Here is a 24,126-nt window from a genome sequence, read left to right as displayed (position 1 = left end):
GTCAGTAACCCTTCGGTTGGTGATCGGAGGCGGAGTACAGCACCGCGCGGACGATGATGCTGAAGACGGCGAGGTCGTACAGGACCCACGCGATGTTGATGAGCGGAGCGATGCCCTCGGCCTGCCCCGCGGCGTAGCGCACGGCGACGACGCCGAGCGAGGCCACGAGGGCGCCCATGACCCACAGCTGCGGCTTCACGAGGTCCCAGCGGGGGCGGTTCTCGAGCGAGCGCGTCTTCGGGGTGACGGAGAACCCGAGCGAACGCCCGCGGTAGACGTTGTCGAACGCGCTCGTGACGGAGCGGATCCACACGGGGAACAGGGCGAGCGAGTACTGCGCGCCCCGCCAGGTCGGTCGGCCGTTGGCCACCACCAGGAACAGCACCTGGTTGATGACGAAGAACGGGATGAAGCGCGCGAAGAAGTCCACGCTCCATGCCTGGACGGGCATGACCCCGAACGACAGGTACAGCACGGGGGCGGCGACGTACACGATCGCGGCGAAGCCCGACAGGTAGCTCCACATCGTGCCGAAGTACATCAGCCGCTGACCCCAGCTCATGCCCTTCTGCACGAGCGGGTTCTCGCGGAACATCACCTGCATCGTGCCCTGCGCCCAGCGCAGGCGCTGGGTGAGCATGGTCGGGAGATCCTCGGGGGCGAGACCCTTCGCGAGCACCTCGTCGTGGTAGACCGACTTCCAGCCGAGGCCGTGCAGGCGCATCGAGGTCGCCATGTCCTCGGTGACCGAGATCGTGGCGAGGGGCATGATGGCCTGCGCCTCTTCTTCGCGCCCGACGTCGAAGGACTCCACCAGCATGCTGACCGACTCGACCGCGGCCAGGGGCGACAGGCTGCGCTCGCCGAGGGCTTCGAGGGCGAGGTCGTCGATCGCGGCGAGGGCGGCGGGGTCTCCCGTCACCTCCGCCAGCTCGGCGAGCTCGGCGCGCACCTCGGCGATGTCCTGATCGGCGAGCTCGCGGCGCACCGCCATGATCTGCCGCTGGAACCCGTAGGTGAGATCGGCGAGGGCGTCGCCGCGCGCGATGCCCGCCTTGAGGTCGTCGAGCGCGCGGGAGACGCGATCGAGGGATGCCACGATGCGGGCGTCGGTCGCGTGCTCGCGTCGCGCTCGGGCGAGCACGCGACGGGACGAGCGGATGCCGCGGTTGACGGCGAGGGTGACCTCGCCGACGTAGCGCGAGACGCCGAGCTGCATGAGGGCCTCGCGGCGCAGGATCGCGTTGGAGCCGCAGAAGAAGGCGGCGTTCCATCCGTCCTTGGACTGCTGGATCGGCCCGTAGAACAGGGGCGCCTGGCTGCCGAGGGGGTCGCTGGCCGGGACGTTGGTGAACCACTGCGGGGTCTGCACCAGGGCGACGCGGTCGTCCTCGAACCATCCGAGCGTGCGGTCGAGGATGTCGGGGGAGGGGATCTGATCGGCATCCAGGATGAGGAAGAACTCGCCCTCGGTCACCATCAGCGCGTTGTTGAGATTACCGGCCTTGGCGTGACGCGGGCGATCGCGCCACGCCTCCGAACGGGTGATCACGCCGATGCCCTCGGCTTCGGCGAGGGCGCGCAGCTCGGGGCGGTCGCCGTCGTCGAGGATCCAGGTCTCGTGCGGGTAGCGGATCGCCTTGGCCGCTCGAGCGGTCTCCATGACGAGGTCGAGGGGCTCGTTGTACGTCGTCACGAGGACGTCGACCGTCACCTCGTGCTTCAGCGGGGGTGCGTCGTGGCGCTCGCGCAGCCTCCAGGCGCCGAGGCCGAAGAGGAGGGAGTCGATGAGGCTGTAGGTCTCGGCCAGCACGAGGGGGACGGCGATCCACCAGGACTCCCAGTTCACCGACGCCAGCCAGCGCCACGTGATGTAGTTGAGGCCCGTCGCGGCGGACAGGATGACGATCACGCGCACCAGAGCGAGACGTCGTGTGCGCGAGACGTCGCGACGTCGTGCATCCCGTCGCAGATCATCGCGACGGATCGTTGTTTCGACGACCAATTGGGGGGACCTTTCGTCGCTTTTCATCTTCTATGAAGACGGGCTTTCGCGTCGATCCTTGACGCGCGCGTCGTCGAGTCGAGAAGGTACGCTCCCGCGGGCGCGGGTTCGTCGTGACGGGGTCGCCGGCCGACGATGTCGGAGGTCGATCGTATCTTCGACCACAGGGATTGAGACACTAGAACACATGTTCTAACCTGTGGGAGTGAGGGCGATCGTGAGAGACCAGGTACAGGCCGTACCCGACATCACCGCGCTGCGCGATCGCCTCGAGCGCATGCAGGGGCGGCGCATGGACGCCCCCGTGCTGCCCACGCATCCGGCGTTCTCGTCGCTGCTGCCCGGCGGGGGTCTGCGCTCGGGGTCGGCATATGCGCTCGCCCGCTCGGCATCCCTTCTGCTGGCCTTGATGGCGCGTCCCTCCCAAGACGGAGCATGGTGCGGGGTCATCGGCATGCCCGAGCTCGGAGCCGAGGCGGCCGAGAAGTACGGGCTCGACCTCGACCGGCTCGTCTTCATCCCCGATCCCGGACCGCGCTGGCTCGCGGTGACAGCGACGATCACCGAGGTGCTCCCCGTGGTGGCCGTGCGTCCGCCCCTCGGCTCCCCGGCCGCGCGGGGAGGGGCCGAGACCACCCGCCTGGCCGCGCGCCTGCGCGATCGCGGATCGGTGCTGCTGGTGCAGGGCGCCTGGCCGCAGGCGGAGGCCGTGATCGACGTGGCCGACCCGCACTGGACGGGGCTCGGGCAGGGGCACGGCTACCTGGCCGGGCGCGAACTGACGGTGTCGGTCAGCAGTCGTCGCTCGCCGAACGCCCGCCGCGCCCGCATGATGCTGCCCGCGGCCGACGGCTCGATCGAACTGCTCGGCGCCCCCACCGAACGTCTCGTGCCCCGCGAGCGCGAGGCCTATCCCGTGCGGGCGGTGGGCTGATGACGGCGCCGACGCGCAGTCTCGTGCTGTGGTTCCCCGACTGGCCGATCACGGCGTTCGTGCGCGAGGCCGTGTCTCCTCCGAAGCCGGATGCCGCCGTGGCGGTGTTCGCGAACAACGTCGTCGTCGCGTGCTCGTGGGCGGCTCGCGCGCACGGCGTGCGGCGCGGGCAGAAGCGGCGCGATGCGCAGGCCCTGTGCCCGGGGCTGCAGGTGGTGCCCGCCGACGCTGTGCGCGACGCCCGAGCCTTCGCCCCCGTCGTCGCTCGCGTCGAGGAGCACGCCCCCGGCGTGCACGTGGTGCGGCCGGGGCTGTGCGCCGTGAAGGCCCGGGGCCCGGCCCGTTATTACGGCGGCGAGCTCGAGGCGGCCCGCATGCTGATCCGCCTGCTCGACGACGACGGGTTCGCCGGAGTGCGGGCGAGCGTGGCCGACGGCGTCTTCACCGCGGAGCAGGCGGCCCGCACGGCCGACGTCGACGAGCCCGTGCGCGTCGTACCGCCGGGGGAGGCGGGCGCGTTCCTCGCGCCGCTGTCGATCACGACCCTCGACGACGACGAGTTCGGCAGCCTCCTCTCGCGCCTCGGGGTGCACACCCTGGGCGAGCTGGCCGGCCTGCCGGTCGAGAGGATGCGGGAGAGGTTCGGCGAACGGGGGGTGCGTCTGCACGCCCTGGCGGGGGGTCTCGACTCCCAGCCGGTGCTGCCGCGCACGCCCCCGCCCGAGCTCCATCGCGACGTCGCCTTCGAGCCCCCGCTCGAGCTGGCCGACCAGATCGCCTTCGGCATGCGCGTGGCGGCCGAGGAGTTCATCGCGCGCCTCGGCGCGCACGACCTGGTGTGCACCGAACTGCGTGTCGTCCTCACCGGCGAGCGGGGCGAGCGCAGCGAACGCGTGTGGCTGCACCCCGGCTCGTTCGACGCGGCGGGAGTGGTCGACCGCGTGCGGTGGCAGCTCGCCGAAGACGCGCAGGGCATCTTCGGCAGCGGGGTCGCGGGCGTGCACATCGAGCCCGAGGCCGTCGATGCCGCCGCGCACCACGCCCGGGGTCTGTTCGGTGCGGGGCCCGACGAACGCGTGCACCACGCCCTCTCGCGCGTGCAGGCGATGCTCGGCCATCGCGCGGTGCTCACGCCGGTGATCGGCGGCGGGCGGTGGCTCGCCGAACGGCAGGTGCTGGTGCCGTGGGGCGACCGTGCCGTCACGGCGAAGGAGCGCACGCGCCCCTGGCCCGGGAGTCTTCCCGACCCCCTGCCGGCGACCGTCTATCCCGAGCCTCGCCTGGTGGGGGTCACCGACATCGCGGGGGCGCCCGTGACCGTGGGCGAGCGAGACGCGCTGAGCGCCCCACCCGCGGTGCTCGAGACGGCGGGGCAGCGTCGACGCATCCAGGAGTGGGCGGGTCCCTGGCCGATCAGCGAGCGCGGGTGGGACCCCCTGCGCGCTCGGCGGGCGCACCGGTTCCAGGTCGTCGACGCCGACGGGGGTGCGTGGCTGCTCGTCGTCGAAGAGGGGGAATGGCGAGCGGAGGGGCGCTATGACTGACCCCCGTCCGCTCTCCTCGCGCGCGCTCGCCGCTCGGTCGTCGCCCCTCGGATCGGGAGGTGCGTGATGGGCTGGACCAATCCGCCGGTGAAGTGGTCGGAGCTCGAACGACTGCTCAGCGACGCGCGGCGCCCCACCGGTGCCCCGCCTAACGGCGACGGCGGTGACAGTCCGGCGTGGTCGCACAAGCGCGGCGCCTACGTGCCTCCGACGATCGAGCGTCCGGCCGACACCGTGCCGTACGCCGAACTGCACGCCCACTCGTCGTACTCGTTCCTCGACGGGGCGTCGTCGCCCGAGGAGCTCGTCGAAGAGGCCGAACGCCTCGGCCTGCACGCCCTCGCGCTCACCGATCACGACGGGTTCTACGGCATCGTGCGTTTCGCCGAGGCCGCCGAGGCGCGCGCGGTGAAGACGGTGTTCGGCGCGGAACTGTCGCTGGGCCTCCGCGGCCCGCAGAACGGCGAGGCCGACCCGACCGGTTCGCACCTCCTCGTGCTCGCGCGGCGCGAAGAGGGGTATCACCGCCTCGCCGCCGCGATCACCCACGCGCAGCTCGAGGGCGCCGAGAAAGGACGCCCGGTCTACGATCTCGACGACCTGGCCGAACGCGCCGGGGGTCCGCGCGATCCGCACTGGGCGGTGCTCACCGGATGCCGCAAGGGGGCGGTGCGACAGGCCCTGGCGTTCGAGGGGCCGGCGGGTGCGGCGCGAGAGCTCGACACCCTCGTCGACCTGTTCGGGGCCGAGGCCGTCTACGTCGAGCTGATGGATCAGGGCGACCCGCTCGACTCACGCCGCAACGACGTGCTCGCCGGGCTCGCGGCCGAACGGGGGCTCGCGACCCTGGCGACCAACAACGTGCATTACGCCGCCCCGCAGAAGCAGCTCCTCGCCGCCGCCGTCGCCGCGGTGCGGGCGAACCGCGGCCTCGACGAGCTCGACGGCTGGCTCCCCGCCCACGCCGGGGCGCACCTGCGCTCGGGGGCCGAGATGGCCGCGCGCTTCGCCCGGTATCCGGGAGCCGTGGCGCGCACGGTGGCGCTCGCCGACGAGATCGCGTTCCCCCTGCGTCGGGCCAAGCCGGCCCTGCCGAAGCAGAAAGTGCCCGAGGGGCATACGCCCATGTCGTGGCTGCGGCACCTGGTCTGGGAGGCGGTGCCGACGAAGTATCCGAACCTCTCCGACGACGACCGCCGCCGTATCGAGCGCGAGCTCGAGGTGATCGAGATGAAGGACTTCCCGGGCTACTTCCTCATCGTCTACGGCATCGTCGCCGAGGCCCGTCGTCGCGGCATCCTGTGTCAGGGGCGGGGCTCGGCCGCGAACAGCGCCGTCTGCTATCTGTTGAACATCACCGCGGTCGACTCCATCTTCTACAAGCTGCCGTTCGAGCGGTTCCTGTCGAGCCTGCGCGACGAGGAGCCCGACATCGACGTCGACTTCGACTCCGACCGGCGCGAGGAGATCATCCAGTGGGTCTACGGCGAGTACGGGCGCGAGCGGGCGGCGCAGGTGGCGAACGTCATCCAGTACCGCCCGAAGAACGCGGTGCGCGATATGGCTCGCGCTCTCGGGCACTCCCCGGGTCAGCAGGACGCCTGGTCGAAGCAGGTCGAGCGCTGGGGGGCGACGCTCGAGACCGGGTCGGATCACGACATCCCCGATCAGGTCATCGAGTTCGCGTCCGAGCTGCTCAAGGCGCCGCGGCATCTCGGCATCCACTCGGGGGGAATGGTGCTCACCGACCGGCCGGTGGGCGAGGTGGTGCCCATCGAGCACGCGCGCATGGAGAACCGCACGGTCATCCAGTGGGACAAAGACGACGCGGCCTGGATGGGGTTGGTGAAGTTCGACCTGCTGGGCCTGGGCATGCTCGCGGCGCTGCAGTACTGCTTCGATCTGATCCGGGATGCCACGGGGGAGGAGTGGGAGCTGTCGACCCTGCCCAAAGAAGAGAAGGCCGTGTACGACATGCTGTGCCGGGCCGACTCGATCGGGGTGTTCCAGGTCGAATCACGTGCGCAGATGGGTCTGCTGCCGCGCTTGCAGCCGCGGAAGTTCTACGACCTCGTCGTGCAGATCGCCCTCATCCGTCCCGGGCCCATCCAGGGCGGGGCGGTGCACCCCTTCGTGCGGCGCAAGCTCGGCCAGGAGGAGATCACCTACGTGCACCCCAAGCTCGAGCCGGTGCTGTCACGCACGATGGGTGTCCCGGTGTTCCAGGAGCAGCTCATGCAGATGGCGGTGGCCGTGGGAAACTGCTCGGCCGAAGACGCCGACCTGCTGCGCCGGGCGATGGGGTCGAAGCGCGGGCTCGAACGCATCGACTCCCTCCGCGAGACGCTGTACGCCGGCATGGCCGAGAACGGCCTGGTCGGTCGGGTCGCCGACGAGCTGTACGCGAAGATCCAGGCGTTCGCGAACTTCGGCTTCGCGGAGTCGCACTCGCTGTCGTTCGCTCTCCTGGTCTACGCGAGCTCGTGGATCAAGCTGCACTACCCGGCGGCGTTCCTCGCGGGGCTCCTGCGCGCGCAGCCGATGGGGTTCTATTCGCCCGCGACCCTCACCGCCGACGCCCGCCGTCACGGTGTGGTGGTGCGTCGGCCCGATCTGCTGCGCTCGAAGGTCCAGGCCTCGCTCGAGGTGCTCGACGACGACGCCGGTTCGCAGCACGGAGGGGATGCCGGGGCTCCGGCGGGGGCGTCGGTCGGCGAGACGCGGCGCGGGCCGGGGGATGCCGGGGGAGCCCCCGATGCGGACGACGCACCCCGCCGCGGGGCCGGGGCGCCGACCGGTCGCCCCGCGTGCGCGCACACGGATCAGCCGCCGACGGGGGAGTTCGACCCCTCCGACCCCGACGAGACCCTCGCCCACCGTCGAGACGGGGGGTTCGCCGTGCGGCTCGGGCTCGCGGAGGTCACCGGGATCGGGGTCAAGGTCGCCGAGCGCATCGTCGCCGAGCGTGAAAGCGGGGGTGCGTACCGCGACCTGCGCGACCTCGTGCGGCGCACGGGACTCGTCACCGCGCAGATCGAGGCGCTCGCCACGGCGGGGGCGTTCGAGTGCCTCGGGCACACCCGCCGCGAGGCGATCTGGCTCGCCGGATCGGCCGCGATGGATCGCCCCGAGTTCCTCCCCGACTCGCTGGTCTCGGTTCAGCCGCCTCTGTTCACCGACCCCTCCAGCTACGAGGTGCTCGCCGCCGACCTGTGGGCGACGGGCCTCTCGGCAGATGACCATCCGCTGACCCATTTCCGCTCCGCGCTCGACGCTCGCGGGGTGATCACCTCGCGGGAACTGCGCACGTTCGAGACCGGCCGACGCATCGAGGTCGCGGGCCTGGTGACCCACCGGCAACGGCCGGCCACGGCATCCGGGATCACCTTCCTCAACCTCGAAGACGAACACGGGCTCATGAACATCATCTGCTCGGTGGGGGTGTGGAACAGGTACCGGCGCGTCGCCCGGGAATCGCCCGCTCTCATCGTGCGCGGAATGCTCGAGCGCTCGGTCGAGGGGGTCACCAACGTGGTCGCCGACGGGTTCACGGATCTGCGCGTCGGGGTCGCGCACGCATCGAGGGACTTCCGATGACCTCGAGCGCCCTCACTAGACTCGGGGCGATCTCGCCCGGTTCCGCACCAGACAGGGGAAACGACCATGACCGACACGCCCACACCGCCCGACGGCTGGTACCCCGACCCCGCAGGAGGCGGCGGCCTGCGCCGCTGGGACGGCACGAGCTGGACCGACGAGGTGCGCACGGTCGACGGGTCGGCGCCCACCGCGCCAGAGGCCACGGCCGCGCCGACGAGCGAGGACAGCGCCGTCGCGCACGACGCGGTCCCACACGCGCGCGAGCCCCTCGCCTCGGCCGAACCGCAGGAGGCCGTGACCGCGTCGGAGCCGGGGGTCGGTGACCGCGTCGTGGCGTCGGAGCCCGATCTCGCGGGGGAGTCTGCGGGTAGCCCGGAGCCGGCCGCGCCGGCGCCCGCGGGCAGCCCGGAGCCGACCGCACCCGAGCCCGTCGTCGCGTCGGAGCCGTCCGCGGCGTCGGAGCCGTCGGCGACCCCGGATCCCGTCGTGGCGTCGGAGCCGTCGGCGACCCCGGAGCGCGACCTCGCGGCGGGTGCACCGGCTGCACCGGAGCCCGTCGTCGCGTCGGAGCCGTCGGCGACCCCGGATCCTGCCCCGGACCATGGCGCCGCGACCGATCCGGCTCCTGCGGCAGCCTCTGCCGTGCCGCCCGTCGTCCCGCCCATAGCGCCCGTGTCGGCGCCGGCGCCCGCGCCCGCGTATCCGACCGCGACGAGCTCGCCGAGCGCCGCGGGGTATGCGAGTCCGCCCGCCTACCCGGGAGCTCCGGCGTATTCGAGCGCCTCCGCCTCGCCGGATGCCGCCCCGCGCACCGACATCCGCACCAACACCGTCTGGGTCTGGCTGGTGGCCCTCCTCCCGCTGGTCGGGGTTCTCTCGCTGTTCCTGTTCGACTGGTCGACCTTCATCCAGGAGTCGTTCTACGCGCAGGTCTACGGCGGCGGGACGTCGCCCGTCGAAGCGGTGGTGTCTGCCGTCACCACCGTGCTGGGACTCGTCTTCTCGGCGGTCACGGTGCTCTTCGCGTTCCTCGACTGGCGTGTGCTGCGCGCTCGCGGGGTCGAGCGGCCGTTCCACTGGGCGTGGAGCTTCTTCGTCTTCCTCATCGGCAGCGGGCTGGTGTACGTCATCGGTCGCGCCGTGATCCTGCGCAAGCGCACACGGAGCGGTCTCGCGCCGATGTGGGCGGCCATCGCGGTCAACGTCGTGGCGCTCATCGCCATCATCGCGTGGGGGATCTTCCTGCTCTGGCAGATCATCCCGCTGATCGAGGAGCTCCAGTACTACGGATACTGAGCCGGCGGGCGGGTGAGGGCGAGGGCGTCCTCACCTGGCTCGCGGCGATTCCGGGCGAGGCCCGTCAGTCGTGCGACGTCGCCCGCACCGCCGCGATCGCGTCGAGAAGCGCGTGCGCGGTGTCATCCTTCGATCCGGATGCCGTCGCCACGACGCGTCCGTCGCGATCCACGATCGTGAGGGCGTTGTCCGCCACCTCGAAGCCCCGCGTCCACCCCACGGCGTTCGCGGCCAGGAGGTCGACGCCCTTCCGCGCGGCCTTGGCGCGGGCGCGCGCGAGGAGCTCGTCGTCATCGGCCACGGTCTCCGCGGCGAAAGCGACGATCGTCTGACCCGCACGCCGGGCTCCGACGAGCCCGGCCACGACGTCGCGGTTCTCGGTCAGGTGCAGCGTCAGTCCACCCGGGGAGTCCTGCTTGCGCAGCTTGTGCGCCGACACCTCGGCCACGGAGTAGTCGGCGACCGCCGCGGCCATGACGATCACATCGGCGTCGGGAGCCGTGGCATCCATCGCCCGTCCGAGTTCGTCGGCGGTTCCGACCGCCACGACCTCGACGCGGGGGTCGGGGCGCACGTCGGCGTCGAGATGCGCGGCGACGAGGGTCACCCGCGCGCCGCGGTCTGCGGCCGCGCGGGCGATCGCGACACCTTGCCGTCCGCTGGAGCGGTTGCCGAGGAAGCGGACCGGATCGATCGGCTCGCGCGTGCCCCCGGCGCTCACCACGATCGAGACGCCGTCGAGGTCACGCGGGCGTTCGACGAGGGCGAGGGCCGCTGCGGCGATCTCCTCGGGTTCCGACATGCGGCCCGGACCGGAATCGCCGCCGGTGAGCTCACCGTCGGCCGGTCCGACGACGTGCACGCCGCGGGCGCGCAGCACCTCCATGTTGTGGACGGTCGCCGAATGCCGCCACATCTCGGTGTGCATGGCCGGAGCGACCACGACGGGGGCGGTGGTCGCGAGCAGCGTCGTGCCGAGCAGGTCGGAGGCGAGCCCCGCGGCCATCGCCGCAAGGGTGTTGGCCGTCGCCGGAGCGACGATCACGAGGTCGGCCGATTGGCCGAGCGCGACGTGACGAACCTTGGCGACGTCGTCATGCACCGACGTGGTCACGGGATGGCGACTGAGCGCCTCCCAGGTGGGCAGTCCCACGAACCGCAGGGCGTCGTCGGTGGGGATCACGTGCACGTCGTGCCCGGCCTTCACCAGCAGGCGCACGAGGCCGACGGTCTTGTAGGCGGCGATGCCCCCGGTCACTCCCACCACGACGAACATCGCCCCAGTCTTCCAGGTCGCATCGGTCGGCGGGGGTGGTGCGGGCACGGCGAGCGGCACAGGTGCCGCCGTCACCAGAACAGGGGATGCGACGAGAACAGGCCACTGCGGTGCTGTGCGCCCTGTTCTCGTGGCATCCCCTGTTTTCAGGGCGCGGGTGGCGTGGGGCGGGTCCGGATGCGTCGGGGCTCGGAGGTGCGGGTGCGGACGTCGGTGCCGACGCGGGGGTCACCGCCGACACCGGAACAGGGGATGCGACGAGAACAGGCCGATGTGGCGCCGTGCGCCCTGTTCTCGTGGCATCCCCTGTTTTCACGGCGCGGGTAGCGTAGAGCGGGTGTGCACCGTCGTCATCGATGTCCCCGCCGCGCCCGGTGACCCCGTGCGCCTCCTCGCGGTCCGCGATGAGGACCGGGACCGCCCGTGGCGCGGCCTCGGACCGTGGTGGCCCGACCGCCCCGGGGTCCTCGGTGTGCGCGACGACCGCGCGGGCGGTGCGTGGCTGACGGTCGATCCCGATCGACGTCGGCTGGCGGTGCTCCTCAACCGCGAGGACCTTTCGACGCGCGCGGATGACGAGGTCGTCAGCCGCGGCGCGATCGCCCTCGATGCGCTGGGTGACGGCATCCCGGATCATCCTCCGACCCGCGGGTTCAACCTCGTCGAGGTGGATGCCACGGGTGCCCGCCTCGTCGAGTGGGACGGACTCGCGGTGCGGCGCACGCCGCTGAGCCCCGGTACGCACATGGTCGCTCACCACGCGGTGGACGATGCCGGGACCCCGCGCATCGCACGGTGGCTCGCGGAGTTTCGTGGCGCAGGACTCGCAGCCGACTCCGCGTGGTGGGAGCCGTGGATGCGCGTCGTGGAACAGTCGACGCACGACCCCGCGTCATCGATCCTCCGCCGCGACGCCCACGATGGCCTCGTTCTCGAGTCGCTGCTCGTCTGTGCCGCGAGTATCGGCCCGGACGGCGTCGAGATGCGCGAAGCGCGCCTGGCGGAGCCGGGGCACTGGGACGCCGGGCTCCCGTCCCGGCTGCTCACGGGCGACCCGCTGTCGCGGCGGTAGGCTGGTGGCATCCCGCCTCCGTAGCTCAGGGGATAGAGCGCCGCACTCCTAACGCGGGCGTCGCAGGTTCGAATCCTGTCGGGGGCACCATCTCGCGCCGCGGTCGGCTCTCCGGCCGCGCGCCCCTCGTTCCGGCGTCCCTCTCGACTGGCCGTACGACGTGTGCCCGCAGGTGGCCCCGGGGCCATCCGCGGCGTCTGCGACATCGCTTGGGCCTCGCCCGCGTCGCTCGCGTCGAGGTCGAGGCCGTCGTCTTTCTCGCGTAGTGGTCGAGGCCGTGCCCTCGCCCCCCGCCCTCGCCCTCAGTCGCCCCGTTGCCCCCGCGTCCGCCGCATGGCATGATTACTGAACGATCGGTCGGAAAACCTCGCAGTCGAGGTGGACGCGTCCCCGCCAGAGCCGGCGGGGGAGAGGATGGCGATGTCGCAGGCGTTTCTCATCGGCGGTGCGCGCACCCCGGTCGGGCGGTACGGCGGGTCGTTGGCATCCGTTCGTCCCGACGATCTCGCGGCCCTCGTGGTCGGTGAGGCCATGACCCGCGCGGGTGTTCCCGCCGAGGCGATCGACGAGGTGATCCTCGGCGCGGCGAACCAGGCCGGCGAGGACAACCGCAACGTCGCGCGCATGGCCGTGCTGCTCGCAGGCCTCCCGGATGCCATCCCCGGCCTCACCGTGAACCGCCTCTGCGCCTCGGGGATGAGCGCGATCGCGCTCGCCGCCCAGGCCGTGCGGGCGGGCGACGCCGACATCGTCGTCGCGGGCGGGGTGGAGTCGATGACGCGCGCGCCCTGGGTGCAGGCGAAGCCCTCGAAAGCATGGGCGAAGCCGGGCGACGCCTTCGACACCTCGATCGGCTGGCGCTTCACGAACCCGCGTCTCGCCGCGCGCGACAAAGCGACGTTCACCATGCCCGAGACGGCCGAGGAGGTCGCGCGCGTCGACGGCATCTCGCGCGCCGACGCCGACGCCTTCGCGCTGCGGAGTCACGAGCGGGCGGTGCGGGCGCAGGATGCCGGGCACTTCCGCGACGAGATCGTCGCCGTCGACACCGGTCGGGGCCTCATCGACACCGACGAAGGACCGCGGCGTGACACCTCGCTCGATGCGCTCGCCGGGCTCCGACCCGTCGTGAAGGGCGGGGAGGTCGTGACGGCGGGCAACTCCAGCTCGCTCAACGACGGAGCCTCCGCGATCGTCGTCGCCAGCGCCGACGCGGTCGAACGCTACGGCCTGCGCCCCCGCGCGCGGATCGTCGCCCACGCCTCCGCCGGTCTCGCGCCGGAGATCATGGGGCTCGGCCCCGTGCCCGCGACCGAGAAGGCTCTCGCGAAGGCAGGGCTGTCGGCATCCGATCTGGGGGCGGTCGAACTCAACGAGGCGTTCGCGTCGCAGTCGCTCGCGTGCATGCGTCGGCTGGGGCTCGACCCCGAGATCGTCAACGCCGACGGCGGGGCGATCGCTCTCGGACATCCGCTGGGGTCGAGCGGCTCGCGGCTTCTCGTGACGCTGCTCGGTCGGCTCGAGCGCGAGGACGCGCGCTACGGCCTGGCGACCATGTGCGTCGGCGTCGGGCAGGGCACGGCGATGATCGTGGAGCGGGTCGATGGCTGAGACGCACACGCCGGCAACCTCGGCCCAGGTCGATGCGCCAGCGCAGGTCCCTGAGCCTGTCGAAGGGACCGGGGCCGGCGGAGACCTGGGGCCGGGGGCTTCGACGAGCTCAGCCACCAGGGCGACGGGCTCGACACCGCGCATCCGCATCGACGACCGCGCCGATCGCGTCGTCGCCACCCTCGACCGACCGGAGCGCCGCAACGCGATCGACCAGGCGATGATCGACGAACTCCACGCGCTCTGTGAGGAGCTGGAGGAGCGCCCGCGCACGCTCATCATCACCGGCGCCGGGGGGATCTTCGCCGCCGGGGCCGACATCGCGCAGTTGCGCGAACGCACCGGCGACGACGCGCGCCGCGGGATCAACGCGACCGCGTTCGACCGCATCCGCCGCCTGCCGATGCCCGTGATCGCGGCCGTCGACGGCTTCGCGCTCGGCGGGGGAGCTGAACTCGCCTGCGCCGCCGACATCCGCATCGGCACCCCGCGCGTGCGGTTCGGCAACCCCGAGCCGGGGCTCGGCATCATCGCCGCGGCCGGAGCGTCGTGGCGGCTGCCCGAGATCGTCGGCCACGCCCGCGCGAGTGAGCTTCTGCTGACGGCGCGGGTGATCGACGCCGATGAGGCTTTCGCCTGGGGACTGCTGTCGAGCGTGCACGAGCCCGACGCGCTGCTGGATGCCGCTCACGCGATCGCCGACCGCATCGCCGCGAACTCCGCGCGCGCGACCATCCTCACCAAGCGCGCCCTGCTCGCGCCCCGCGCGGAGCACCCCGCCATCGACGGCGAACTCCAGGCCGAGCTGTTCGACAGCGCCGACAAGCGCGCGCGCATGACCGCGTTCCTCGAGAGGAAGAAGAAGTGACCCTCCCCGAGACCACGTCTCCGGCCCACGCCCTCGCCGGAACCGCCGCCGCGCCGCGCCCCTCGACCGACCGGGTGCCGGCGTCCGTGCCCACCAGCGTCGGCGTGCTCGGCGGGGGCCGCATGGGAGCCGGGATCGCGCACGCGTTCCTGCTCGCCGGTGCCCGCGTGCACGTCGTCGAGCGCGACGCCGCGGCCGCCGAGGCCGCCCGCGAGCGCGTCGAGACCGCTCTGGCCCGCTCCGCGCAGAAGGGCATCGAGATCCCGGATGCCGACACCTTGACCACCGGCGTCGACACCGCCGCGTTCGCCGACGCGGGCCTCGTGATCGAGGCCGTCCCCGAGGATCGCGCGCTCAAAGTCGACGCCCTCGCGCGGATCGAGGGGGCCGTGCACGACGACGCGGTCGTGGCATCCAACACCTCCTCCATCTCGATCGATGCGCTCGCCGCCGCGCTCCGCCGCCCGCAGCGGTTCCTCGGCCTGCACTTCTTCAACCCCGTCCCGGCGTCGGCGCTGGTCGAGGTCGTCACCGGGGCGCGCAGCGAACCGCAGGTCGTCGGCGCGGCGACCGACTGGGTCGAGGCCATCGGCAAGACCGCCGTCGTCGTGCGCGATGCGCCGGGCTTCGCGTCCAGCCGCCTGGGCGTCGCCCTGGGGCTCGAAGCGATCCGCATGCTCGAAGAAGGCGTCGCGTCGGCGCACGACATCGACACGGCGATGGAGCTGGGGTACCGGCATCCGATGGGCCCCCTCCGCACGACCGACATCGTCGGGCTCGACGTGCGCCTGGGCATCGCCGAAGAACTCGAGCGCGCGTTCGGCGCGCGCTTCACCCCGCCCGCGCTGCTGCGAGAGCTCGTCGCCCAGGGGCACCTGGGTCGCAAGACCGGCCGCGGATTCTACGAATGGAGCGAACGATGACGTTTCTGCCGAGCTACGTGAAGGGTGCGTGGTGGACGCCGGACGGCGACCCCGACGCGGCGATCGTGCGGGACGCGTCGACGGGGGAGGAGATCGTGCGGGTCAGCACGCGCGGGCTCGACCTCGAGGGTGCCGTCGCCTACGCACGGCGCGAGGGCCAGAAGAGCATCGGCGCCCTCACCTTCCACCAGCGCGCGATGGTGCTGAAGAACCTCGCGATCGCGCTGAACGACCGCCGCGAAGAGCTCTACGCCCTCTCGGAGCGTTCCGGCTCGACCCGCCGCGACTCGCTCAGCGACGTCGACGGCGGCATCGGCGTGCTCTTCACCTTCTCGTCGAAGGCCCGTCGCGAACTCCCCGCCGGAAAGGTCGTGCTCGACGGACCGGTCGAGCCGCTGTCGAAGGACGGCTCTTTCCTCGGTCGGCACGTGTACACGCGCCTGCCCGGTGTCGCGGTGCAGATCAACGCCTTCAACTTCCCGATGTGGGGGGCGCTCGAGAAGTTCGCCCCCGCGTTCCTCGCCGGGCTCCCGACGATCGTGAAGCCCGCGACCCCGACGGCGTACATCGCCGAGGCGTGGGTGCGGATGGTCGTCGAGACCGGCCTCCTGCCCGGGGGCGCCCTGCAGCTGATCAGCGGGAGCGTCCCGGGCCTGTTCGACCTCCTCGACCTCGGCGACACCGTCGGCTTCACCGGCAGCGCCGCGACCGCCGAGCGCCTCCGCGCCCAGGCGAGGCCCGGGGTGCGGTTCACGAGCGAGACCGACTCGATCAACGCCTCGATCCTCGGCCCCGACGCGGTACCCGGCACCCCCGAGTTCGACGCCTACGTGAAGCAGCTGCTCGTCGAGCTGACGACCAAGGCGGGGCAGAAGTGCACCGCGATCCGCCGCGCGATCGTGCCGGCGGGAATGACGGATGCCGTGGCCGAGGCGCTGCGCGACAAGATCGCCGAGCGCGTGGTCGTCGGCGACCCGCGCGCCGAGGGCGTCACGATGGGCCCGGTCGTCTCGCGCGAGCAGCGCGACGAGGTGCTGCGGCAGGTGACGGCGCTCCAGGCGGCAGGAGGGCGGTTCGTCGTCGGCTCGGCCGAGGCGCCCGAGGGCACACCCGAAGAGGGGGCGTTCCTCCGGCCCATGCTCCTGGCCTTCGCGGATGCCGCGACCCCGGCCGTCAACGACATCGAGGCGTTCGGGCCGGTCGCGAGCATCGTCGAATACGCCGACGTCGCCGAGGCCGCGACCATCGTGGGCCGGGGCGGCGGCTCGCTCGTCACGAGCATCGCCACCCACGACCCCGACGTCGCGACCGAACTGCTCACCCGCATGGGCGCGATGAACGGCCGCGTGCTCTTCCTCGACCGCGACGATGCGCGCACCTCGACCGGCCACGGCGCCCCCGTGCCGCACCTCGTGCACGGCGGGCCCGGTCGTGCGGGTGGCGGCGAGGAGCTCGGCGGCATCCGCTCCGTGCTCCACTCCATGCAGCGCACCGCGATTCAGGGTTCGCCGCGCATGCTGACCGCGCTCACCGGGGTGTGGCATCCGGGAGCCGAGACCGACTCCACGGGGACGCACCCGTTCCGCAAACCCCTCTCGGATCTCCGGATCGGGGATGCCGTGGAGTCGGCCGAGCGAGAGGTCACCCTCGACGACATCGAGGTGTTCGCGAGATTCACCGGCGACACGTTCTACGCGCACATGGACGAGGAGTCGGCCGCGGCGAACCCGTTCTTCCCGGGACGCGTCGCGCACGGGTACCTGCTCGTGTCGTGGGCGGCAGGGCTCTTCGTCGACCCCGCGCCGGGTCCCGTGCTCGCGAACTCGGGCCTCGAGAACCTCCGCTTCGTCACCCCCGTCTCACCCGGCGACCGCATCCGCGTGTCGCTCACGGCGAAGCAGATCACCCCGCGCGAGACCGACGAGTACGGCGAGGTGCGGTGGGATGCCGTGATCCGCAACCAGGACGACGAGATCGTCGCGCAGTACGACGTGCTCACGCTCGTGGCCAAGACGTGGGCTCCGGTGGCGGTGCCGGCATGAGTCTGCGGCCGATGATGCAGCGCGATCAGGCATCCGCGATGCTCGGCATGGTCGTCGAACACGACGCGCCCGGAGAATCGCGGGTGTCGATGACCGTGCGCGACGACATGCTGAACGGCTTCGCCATCACCCACGGCGGGCTCGTCTTCACCCTCGCCGACACGGCCTTCGCGATCGCCTGCAACGAGGACGAGCGCGTGACGGTCGCCGGCGGCGCCGACATCACGTTCTTGAAGTCCACGACCGCCGGGCAGACGCTCACGGCGACGGCTGCGCGCCGCGCCCGCAGCGGCCGGACGGGCTTGTACGACATCCGGGTGACGGATGAGACGGGCGACCTCGTCGCCGAGGTGCGCGGCCGCAGCATCACGACGGACCGGCGTCCGCCGGTTCCGGTCCCTTCGACGAGCTCAGGGACCTCTGACGTGGCAGTGAGCTCGGACGCGCCGGTGGCTGAGCCTGTCGATGCCTCCGGCCCCCGACCCGCGAACGACCCCCAGCGCAACGCCGCGCTGACGACCACGGAGGTGTCCCGATGACCCTGACCACCGCATCGCGCCCGGACTTCCTGGCATCCGTCGATCCCACCGGCATCCCGCTCGACCGGCTCCGCGCCCTACAGCTCGAGCGCCTGCAGTGGACCGTGCGCCACGCGTACGAGAACGTCGCGCTGTACCGCCGCACGTTCGACGAGGCCGGCGTGCACCCCGACGACATCCGCTCGCTCGACGACATCCGCCTGCTGCCGTTCACGACGAAGGCCGACCTCCGTGAGACCTACCCCTTCGGGATGTTCGCGGTGCCGATGTCGGATGTCCGCCGCATCCACGCCTCGTCCGGCACGACCGGGCGTCCCACGGTGGTCGGATACACCGCCGGCGACCTCGACCGCTGGGCCGACCTCGTCGCGCGGTCGCTGAGCGCGGCCGGCATCCGCGCGGGCGACCGCGTGCACAACGCGTACGGCTACGGCCTGTTCACCGGGGGCCTCGGCGCGCACGCGGGCATCGAGCGGCTCGGGGCGACCGTCATCCCGATGTCGGGTGGGCAGACCGCGCGCCAGGCCCAGCTCATCCAGGACTTCGAACCGGATGCCATCCTCTGCACGCCCAGCTACCTCTTGACGATCGCCGACGCGTTGGAGGCCGCGGGTGTCGACCCGCGATCCACCTCGCTCAAGGTCGCCGTGCTCGGCGCGGAGCCCTGGACCAACGAGATGCGACGCGAGATCGAGCGCCGCCTCGACCTCGTCGCCGTCGACATCTACGGCCTGAGCGAGGTGATGGGCCCGGGCGTGGCATCCGAGAGCGCCCTCACCAAAGACGGCCCGCACGTGTGGGAGGACCACTTCCTCCCCGAGACGATCGACGGCGAGACCGGCGAGCCCGTCGCCGACGGCGAGCTCGGCGAGCTCGTCTTCACCTCCCTCACGAAGGAGGCGTTCCCGGTTATCCGCTACCGCACCCGCGACCTCACCCGGCTGCACCCCGGCACGGCGTTCCCGTCGATGCGCCGTATCGAGAAGATCACCGGCCGCAACGACGACATGATCATCCTGCGCGGCGTGAACCTCTTCCCGACGCAGATCGAGGAGATCGTGATGGGCATCGAGACCCTCACGCCCCACTTCGTGCTCGAACTGCGGCGCGAGGGGCGGATGGATGCCATGACCGTCCGCATCGAGAGGCATCCGGCCCTGGAACGCGAGGTGTGCGAAGCCGCCGGCGTCGTGCTGCAGCAGCGCATCAAGGTGCTCATCGGCACGACGGTCGACGTGCGCGTCGAGGAGCCGGGCGCCCTTCCCCGCAGCGAGGGCAAGTACAAGCGGGTCTACGACCTGCGCTGATCCGCGGGTCCCTCAGTCTCCGCAGACGGCGATGAATTCGATCTCGACCTTCGCGCCGCGGGGGAGGGCGGCGACCTGGTAGGCCGCACGAGCGGGCAGCACCTCGCCGGTGAAGCGTTCGCCGTAGACCTCGTTCACCGTGGCGAAGTCGGCGATGTCGGTCAGCAGGATCGTGGTCTTGACCACGCGGTCCATGCTCGAGCCGGCGGCGGCGAGGATGGCGGCGCCGTTGCTCAGCGACTGCGCGGCCTGGGCGCGCACATCGGCGCCGACGAGCTCTCCCGTCGCGGGGTCGAGGGGCAGCTGTCCCGAGACGAAGACGAGTTCCCCGGTGCGGACGGCCTGCGAGTAGGCGCCGATGGCGGCGGGGGCTTCGGGCGAGGTCACTGTGGAGATGATGGTCATGGGGTTCCCTTCAGGGCGTCGATGGTGGCGTCGACCGCGGACGACGAGGTGGTGGCGTGCACACTGAAGCGCACACGGTCGAAACCGTGCGCGGTGGCCGTCACACCGCGCTCGGCGAGACGCGCGACGGTCGTGGGGGCCGATCGGTCGGCGACGTGCGCCACGACGATGCCGGCGCGCGCACCGTCCTCCTGTGGTGACAGCACGGGGAAACCGGCATCCGTCAGCGCGGTCGACAACTGACCGGTCCTGTCGGCGATGCGCCGGCCGACGGTCGGTACGCCGACGCTCTCCAGCAGCTCGAGAGCGGTCGCGAGGGCACCTGAGCTGAACGGGGAGGCGTTGGTGATCGACAGGCGTTGCGCTCCGGGAAGAGCCGGGTGCGGACGTCCGTCGTAGAGCCCCGCCTCCTCGACGCCGGTCCAGCCGCCGAGAAGGGGACGGAGGCGCTCCAGCGCCCGCGGGGACAGCGCCAGGAAGCCGGTTCCCCATCCGGCTCGGAGCCACTTCTGTCCGCCGACGACCAGCGCATCCGCCAGCGTCCAATCGGCCTCGATGACGCCGAACCCCTGGATGCCGTCGACGATGAGCAGCCGGTCGCCAACGGCGTCGCGGAGCGCGGCGAGGTCCGCACGGGCTCCGGTGCGGAAGTCGACGGCACTGACGGCGACGGCCACGGTATCGGCCGTGACGGCCTCGGCGACGCGCGCGGCGGTGACCGGGGCCAGGGGGACTCCCGCGACGGGAGGCAGGGTCCGCACCCGGGTGAGGCCCGCCTCCTCCGACCGCCACCACGCGTACAGGTTGGAGGGGAACTCCGCCGCGCTGACGAGGACCTCGCCCGGCGGCAATCCGAAGGCGATCTGGAACAGCCCGAGGGAGGTGCTGCTGGTCAGGGTCACGGCATCCGTAGCGAAGCCGCTCAGACGGGAGACTGCCGCGAGGGCGCGCCGGTCTTCGGCATGCAGCCGTGCGGAGGCCTCGCCGTCCGCGGCCGCCTGGGCGAGCCCGCCGATCGTGTCGACCACGGCCTGCGACGGAGGACCGTAGCTGGCGAAGTTGAGATACCCGCTCGGTTCGCGGAACGCTGCGAGGTATCTCTCCCACGCCGTCGAGCTCATGCCAGCACCCGCTGCAGGAACTGCCGCGTCCGCGCCTCGCGAGGGTCGCCGAGCACCTGCTCCACCGGCCCCTCCTCGACGATGCCGGCATCGGCCATGAACACCACGCGATCCGCGACCTCGCGGGCGAACGCCATCTCGTGCGTGACGACGAGCATCGTCATCCCCTCCCGAGCGAGGTCGCCCATCACCGTCAGGACCTCGCCGACGAGCTCCGGGTCCAGGGCCGAGGTCGGTTCGTCGAACAACAGGAACAGCGGCTTCATGGCCACCGCCCGGGCGATCGCGACGCGTTGCCGCTGACCGCCCGACAGCTGGCTCGGATACGCGTCGATCCGTTCACCCAGGCCGACCCGTTCGAGGATCGCGACGGCCTCCGCCCGCACCTCTTTCGCCGGTCGACGCTGCACGCGCACCGGCCCCTCCATCACGTTGCCGAGCACCGTGAGATGCGGGAAGAGATTGAAGTGCTGGAAGACCATCGCCGTCTTCGCGCGCTGCGCCGACAGGCGGCGCTCCGTCAACTCGTGCAGTTTGCCGTCGCGGAGCTCGTAGCCCATGGGTTCGCCGCCCACCCAGACCTCGCCGCTGTCGGGCTCCTCGAGACGGTTCAGCGTGCGCAGGAACGTGGACTTCCCGGCGCCGGACGGGCCGATGATGCAGACGACCTCGCCGCTGCGGACGGTGAGCGACACGTCGCTCAGCACCACATTGTGTCCGTAGGACTTCGTGATGCGCACCGCTTCGAGAACAGGTGCGGCGTCGGGGGTGACGGTCATTTCTCGCTCCTCATCAGCGGGGGACGGCCGAGATCGCCGACGATCTTCCGGCGAAGGGCGCGTGCGTTGCGCGGACCGCCGGGCCGGCGATCCTGACGGTCGAAGGCGCGCTCGAGGTAGAACTGCCCGACGCTGGCGACACTGACGATCACCATGTACCAGATGGCCGCGGCGATGAGCGTCTCCATGACCTGCAGGTTGAACGACGAGATGTTGTTGGCGGCACGGATGAGCTCGACGTACCCGATCACGGATGCCATGGCCGTGCCCTTGAGCATGTTGATGAAGTCGTTGCCGGTCGGGGGGATGATGATGCGCATCGCCTGGGGGAGCACGATCCGCGCCATGCGCTGCATCGGGGTCTGGCCGATGGACTGCGCGGCCTCGATCTGGCCACGGTCGACGCTCTTGAGGCCCGCGCGGACGATCTCCGCCATGTACGCGCTCTCGTTGAGCGCGAGGCCCAGGAACGCCGCGATGAAGGTGGTCATGACGGCATTCGTGCTCACGTCGACGAAGAGCACGTCGGTGAACGGGATGCCGACCTGCAGGCGCGGGAAGATCAGCGCGAGGTTGTACCAGAGCAGGATCTGCAGCAGTACCGGCAATCCGCGGAACAACCAGGTGTACCCGGCCGCGAAAGCCTGGGCGACGGGGTTCTTCGAGATGCGCATGAGAGCGATGACGACACCGATGACGATCGCACTCAGCTGGGCGACGACCGCGAGCACGATGGTGCCGACGAGACCTTGAAGGATGATCGGCGAGATCACGTAGTACGGGATGTCGCCGTAGGAGATGTCACCCTGCGAGGCGGCGGCGATGAGGGCGACCAGCAGGAGCACGATGACGACTCCGCTGACCCACCGCCCCCAGTGCTTCAGTCGGACCTGGGGGAGGAGGGGCCGTTCCCCGCCCGCGGCGGGCGACGGACCGCGTCCATCGCCCAGCCGGGATGTGGAGATCGACACCGTCACTTGCCCCCGTTGACGACGGCCTCGGTCACGGCGCCGGAGGAGATCCCCCAGGAGTCGAGGATCTCGGCGTAGGTGCCGTCGTCGATGAGCGCATCGAGCGCCTGGGCCATCGCATCGCGCAGGCCGGCGTTGTCCTTGTTGACGCCGATGCCGTAGGGGGCTCCGTCGATGACGTCGCCCGGCACGACCTCGAACGCGTTTCCGTCCTGAGTGGTCTGCGAGATGTAGACCGCGCTCGGGAGGTCGTTGACGATCGCGTCGATCCGTCCCGTGCGCAGCTGGGTCTGGTTCTGGCTGTCGCTGTCGGTGACGACGACCTCCACGGCCTCCTTGCCGTCGGCGGTGCAGTCCGCGCTGGTGGACTCGGCGAACTCCTGCTGGCTCGTGCCTGTGACGACGGCCACGGAGTGACCGCACAGCGTGTCGGGTCCGGTGATCCCGGCGGGGTTGTCCTTCTGCACCATGATCGTGATGCCGGACGTCAGGTAATCGACGAAATCGATGGCCTGCTGCCGCTCGGCTGTGTCGTTCATCGCGGCGATGGTGACGTCGACGCGTCCCGACTGCAGGCTCGTGATGAGCGAGCCGAAGTCCTGGTTCTCGTACTGCACGTCGAGGCCGAGCTTCTTGGCGATCGCGGTGATGAGGTCGTGGTCCGACCCCACGACGGTGGAACCGTCTGCGGCGTAGAAGTTGTTCGGGGGAGACTGCACGTTCGAGCCGACGACGAGCTGTCCGGCGTCGCTGATCGTGCTCGGGACCATCGCGACGAGTGCGTCGTCGGCGCCGACGCCGTCGAGCAGCGCGGACGTGTCGGGAATCGACGATGCGGCGCCGTCGGTCTGCGCATCACCGGGCTGGGGTGCGCTCGGGCCGCCGCACGCGGAGAGCGAGAGGGTGAGGGCGGCGCTCGCGGCGAGAGCGCCGATGGCGGTGAGGGTGCGGGCGTGACGGGTCATGTAGGGGGGCCTTTCCAAACGTCGTTGTCATCGGAAGCTATCGACTCCGCGGCGATAATAAGAGAATATTATCATGATGAAGCAGAATTGTTACGTGCGCGCAATCTAAATTGACCATCACGTCGATGCGGAAGACGCGGCGGGGGAGGAGATCGGTGATGAGACGGACGGTCGTCGATGAGACGCGAGTGATGCGGCCGGAGTTCGCGCCCTATCTGCCGATGATGGACTTCCTCGCGGAGCTGCTCGGACCCCGCACCGAGGTGGTGCTGCACGACACCAGCGACGTGAGCCGCTCCATCGTCGCCCTCACCAACGGTCACGTGAGCGGCCGTTCCGTCGGCGGCCCGGCGACGGATCTCGTGCTCAAGGTGCTGCAGAATCACGAGCACGACGATCGGGACTTCCTCGCGAATTACCTGGCCGTCTCGCGGACGGGCGGCGCCTTCCGCTCTTCCACGTTCTTCATCCGCGACAGGGTGGGTGCCGTCGTCGGCATGCTCTGCGTCAACGTCGACGATGAGCCGCTCCGCCGCGCGCGTGATCTCCTCGAGGCCATCACGGCGACCACCGGCGTGCCGAAAGCGGTGGTGGACCCGGGTGTCGGCACCGCCGCGCCCGTCGCGGAGCGACTCAGCGCGAGTGTCGACGAGCTGGCCCTGGACGGCATCGATCGCATCGTCGCCGCTCGAGGTGTCGAGCCTCATCGCATGAGCGTGCAGGAGAAGACCTCGACGGTCGGTGAGCTGGAGCGCGCGGGCGTCTTCTTGCTGAAGGGCGCGGTGGCGCAGGTGGCGACCGCCCTCCAGGTGTCGGAGCCGACGGTCTACCGCTACCTCGCGCAGGTGCGGCGCTCCCGGGTCTGAGC

At 71.3% G+C, this 24,126-nt stretch carries 19 protein-coding genes and 1 tRNA gene; 13 read left to right on the top strand and 7 right to left on the bottom strand.

The features are described 5' to 3' along the window. Position 1: 1 nt before the first annotated feature. Positions 2–1,918 (bottom strand): glycosyltransferase family 2 protein, encoded by a 1,917-nt coding sequence (locus AB0230_RS06800; protein ID WP_315995263.1) that lies wholly within the window; start codon positions 1,916–1,918, stop codon positions 2–4. 304 nt (positions 1,919–2,222) lie between these two features. Between AB0230_RS06800 and AB0230_RS06795 the strand changes: the two genes are divergently transcribed. The 4 genes from AB0230_RS06795 to AB0230_RS06780 all read left to right on the top strand — a co-directional run bounded on the left by AB0230_RS06795 (position 2,223) and on the right by AB0230_RS06780 (position 9,379). Further along, a complete protein-coding gene (locus AB0230_RS06795; protein ID WP_315994762.1) occupies positions 2,223–2,939 on the top strand; it encodes a hypothetical protein in 717 nt (238 codons plus the stop codon). Continuing rightward, positions 2,939–4,483 (top strand): DNA polymerase Y family protein, encoded by a 1,545-nt coding sequence (locus AB0230_RS06790; RefSeq protein ID WP_363389805.1) that lies wholly within the window; start codon positions 2,939–2,941, stop codon positions 4,481–4,483. The genes AB0230_RS06795 and AB0230_RS06790 overlap by 1 nt, the downstream gene beginning before the upstream one ends. A gap of 66 nt (positions 4,484–4,549) precedes the next feature. Beyond that, entirely contained in the window at positions 4,550–8,080 is a 3,531-nt protein-coding gene (locus AB0230_RS06785; RefSeq protein WP_366374755.1) for an error-prone DNA polymerase, read from the top strand. A gap of 66 nt (positions 8,081–8,146) precedes the next feature. Further along, a complete protein-coding gene (locus AB0230_RS06780; protein WP_366374753.1) occupies positions 8,147–9,379 on the top strand; it encodes a DUF2510 domain-containing protein in 1,233 nt (410 codons plus the stop codon). A 64-nt stretch (positions 9,380–9,443) separates the two neighbouring features. Here AB0230_RS06780 and coaBC read toward each other — a convergent pair whose 3' ends face one another. Further along, on the bottom strand, positions 9,444–10,655 hold the full coding sequence (coaBC, locus tag AB0230_RS06775; RefSeq protein WP_366374751.1) for a bifunctional phosphopantothenoylcysteine decarboxylase/phosphopantothenate--cysteine ligase CoaBC: 1,212 nt from the start codon (positions 10,653–10,655) through the stop codon (positions 9,444–9,446). A gap of 337 nt (positions 10,656–10,992) precedes the next feature. Here coaBC and AB0230_RS06770 point away from each other — a divergent pair, with 337 nt between their 5' ends. From AB0230_RS06770 to paaK, 8 genes are all read left to right on the top strand, one after another. Continuing rightward, positions 10,993–11,727, top strand: a complete 735-nt coding sequence (locus tag AB0230_RS06770; RefSeq protein WP_315994757.1) for an NRDE family protein — start codon at positions 10,993–10,995, stop codon at positions 11,725–11,727. A 14-nt stretch (positions 11,728–11,741) separates the two neighbouring features. Then, a tRNA-Arg gene (locus tag AB0230_RS06765) sits at positions 11,742–11,817 on the top strand. Between the two features lie 330 nt (positions 11,818–12,147). Further along, entirely contained in the window at positions 12,148–13,338 is a 1,191-nt protein-coding gene (locus AB0230_RS06760; protein ID WP_366375473.1) for a thiolase family protein, read from the top strand. After that, positions 13,331–14,206 carry an enoyl-CoA hydratase/isomerase family protein gene (locus tag AB0230_RS06755; protein WP_366374749.1) on the top strand — a complete coding sequence of 292 codons (876 nt, stop codon included), beginning with the start codon at positions 13,331–13,333 and terminating at the stop codon, positions 14,204–14,206. Before AB0230_RS06760 ends, AB0230_RS06755 begins: the two co-directional genes overlap by 8 nt. After that, the gene (locus AB0230_RS06750) at positions 14,203–15,129 is read left to right on the top strand and encodes a 3-hydroxyacyl-CoA dehydrogenase family protein (protein ID WP_366374747.1); all 927 of its coding nucleotides are present in this window, start codon (positions 14,203–14,205) and stop codon (positions 15,127–15,129) included. The genes AB0230_RS06755 and AB0230_RS06750 overlap by 4 nt, the downstream gene beginning before the upstream one ends. Then, positions 15,126–17,171 (top strand): phenylacetic acid degradation bifunctional protein PaaZ, encoded by a 2,046-nt coding sequence (gene paaZ, locus AB0230_RS06745; protein ID WP_366374745.1) that lies wholly within the window; start codon positions 15,126–15,128, stop codon positions 17,169–17,171. Before AB0230_RS06750 ends, paaZ begins: the two co-directional genes overlap by 4 nt. Further along, entirely contained in the window at positions 17,168–17,710 is a 543-nt protein-coding gene (gene paaI, locus AB0230_RS06740) for a hydroxyphenylacetyl-CoA thioesterase PaaI (RefSeq protein WP_315994752.1), read from the top strand. Before paaZ ends, paaI begins: the two co-directional genes overlap by 4 nt. Beyond that, on the top strand, positions 17,707–19,017 hold the full coding sequence (gene paaK / locus AB0230_RS06735; protein ID WP_366374743.1) for a phenylacetate--CoA ligase PaaK: 1,311 nt from the start codon (positions 17,707–17,709) through the stop codon (positions 19,015–19,017). Before paaI ends, paaK begins: the two co-directional genes overlap by 4 nt. 12 nt (positions 19,018–19,029) lie before the next feature. Here paaK and AB0230_RS06730 read toward each other — a convergent pair whose 3' ends face one another. The 5 genes from AB0230_RS06730 to AB0230_RS06710 are packed head-to-tail and all read right to left on the bottom strand — an operon-like array spanning position 19,030 to position 23,258. Continuing rightward, positions 19,030–19,422: a RidA family protein gene (locus AB0230_RS06730; RefSeq protein WP_366374741.1), complete on the bottom strand. Its 393-nt coding sequence runs from the start codon at positions 19,420–19,422 to the stop codon at positions 19,030–19,032. Next, positions 19,419–20,543: an aminotransferase class V-fold PLP-dependent enzyme gene (locus AB0230_RS06725; RefSeq protein WP_366374739.1), complete on the bottom strand. Its 1,125-nt coding sequence runs from the start codon at positions 20,541–20,543 to the stop codon at positions 19,419–19,421. Before AB0230_RS06725 ends, AB0230_RS06730 begins: the two co-directional genes overlap by 4 nt. Further along, positions 20,540–21,322, bottom strand: a complete 783-nt coding sequence (locus tag AB0230_RS06720) for an amino acid ABC transporter ATP-binding protein (RefSeq protein ID WP_363389767.1) — start codon at positions 21,320–21,322, stop codon at positions 20,540–20,542. Before AB0230_RS06720 ends, AB0230_RS06725 begins: the two co-directional genes overlap by 4 nt. After that, a complete protein-coding gene (locus AB0230_RS06715) occupies positions 21,319–22,293 on the bottom strand; it encodes an amino acid ABC transporter permease (protein ID WP_315994747.1) in 975 nt (324 codons plus the stop codon). Before AB0230_RS06715 ends, AB0230_RS06720 begins: the two co-directional genes overlap by 4 nt. Positions 22,294–22,295: 2 nt before the next feature. Then, positions 22,296–23,258 (bottom strand): ABC transporter substrate-binding protein, encoded by a 963-nt coding sequence (locus AB0230_RS06710; RefSeq protein WP_363389764.1) that lies wholly within the window; start codon positions 23,256–23,258, stop codon positions 22,296–22,298. A gap of 158 nt (positions 23,259–23,416) precedes the next feature. Between AB0230_RS06710 and AB0230_RS06705 the strand changes: the two genes are divergently transcribed. Beyond that, positions 23,417–24,124 carry a PAS domain-containing protein gene (locus tag AB0230_RS06705; protein ID WP_315994745.1) on the top strand — a complete coding sequence of 236 codons (708 nt, stop codon included), beginning with the start codon at positions 23,417–23,419 and terminating at the stop codon, positions 24,122–24,124. The last annotated feature ends 2 nt before the right edge of the window (positions 24,125–24,126 follow it).

It is taken from the genome of Microbacterium sp. NPDC089190, from assembly GCF_040701795.1.
Taxonomy (GTDB): Bacteria; Actinomycetota; Actinomycetes; order Actinomycetales; family Microbacteriaceae; genus Microbacterium; species Microbacterium galbum.
Note: the sequence above shows the minus strand (reverse complement) of the source record. Positions and strands in the feature narration are given on the sequence as shown.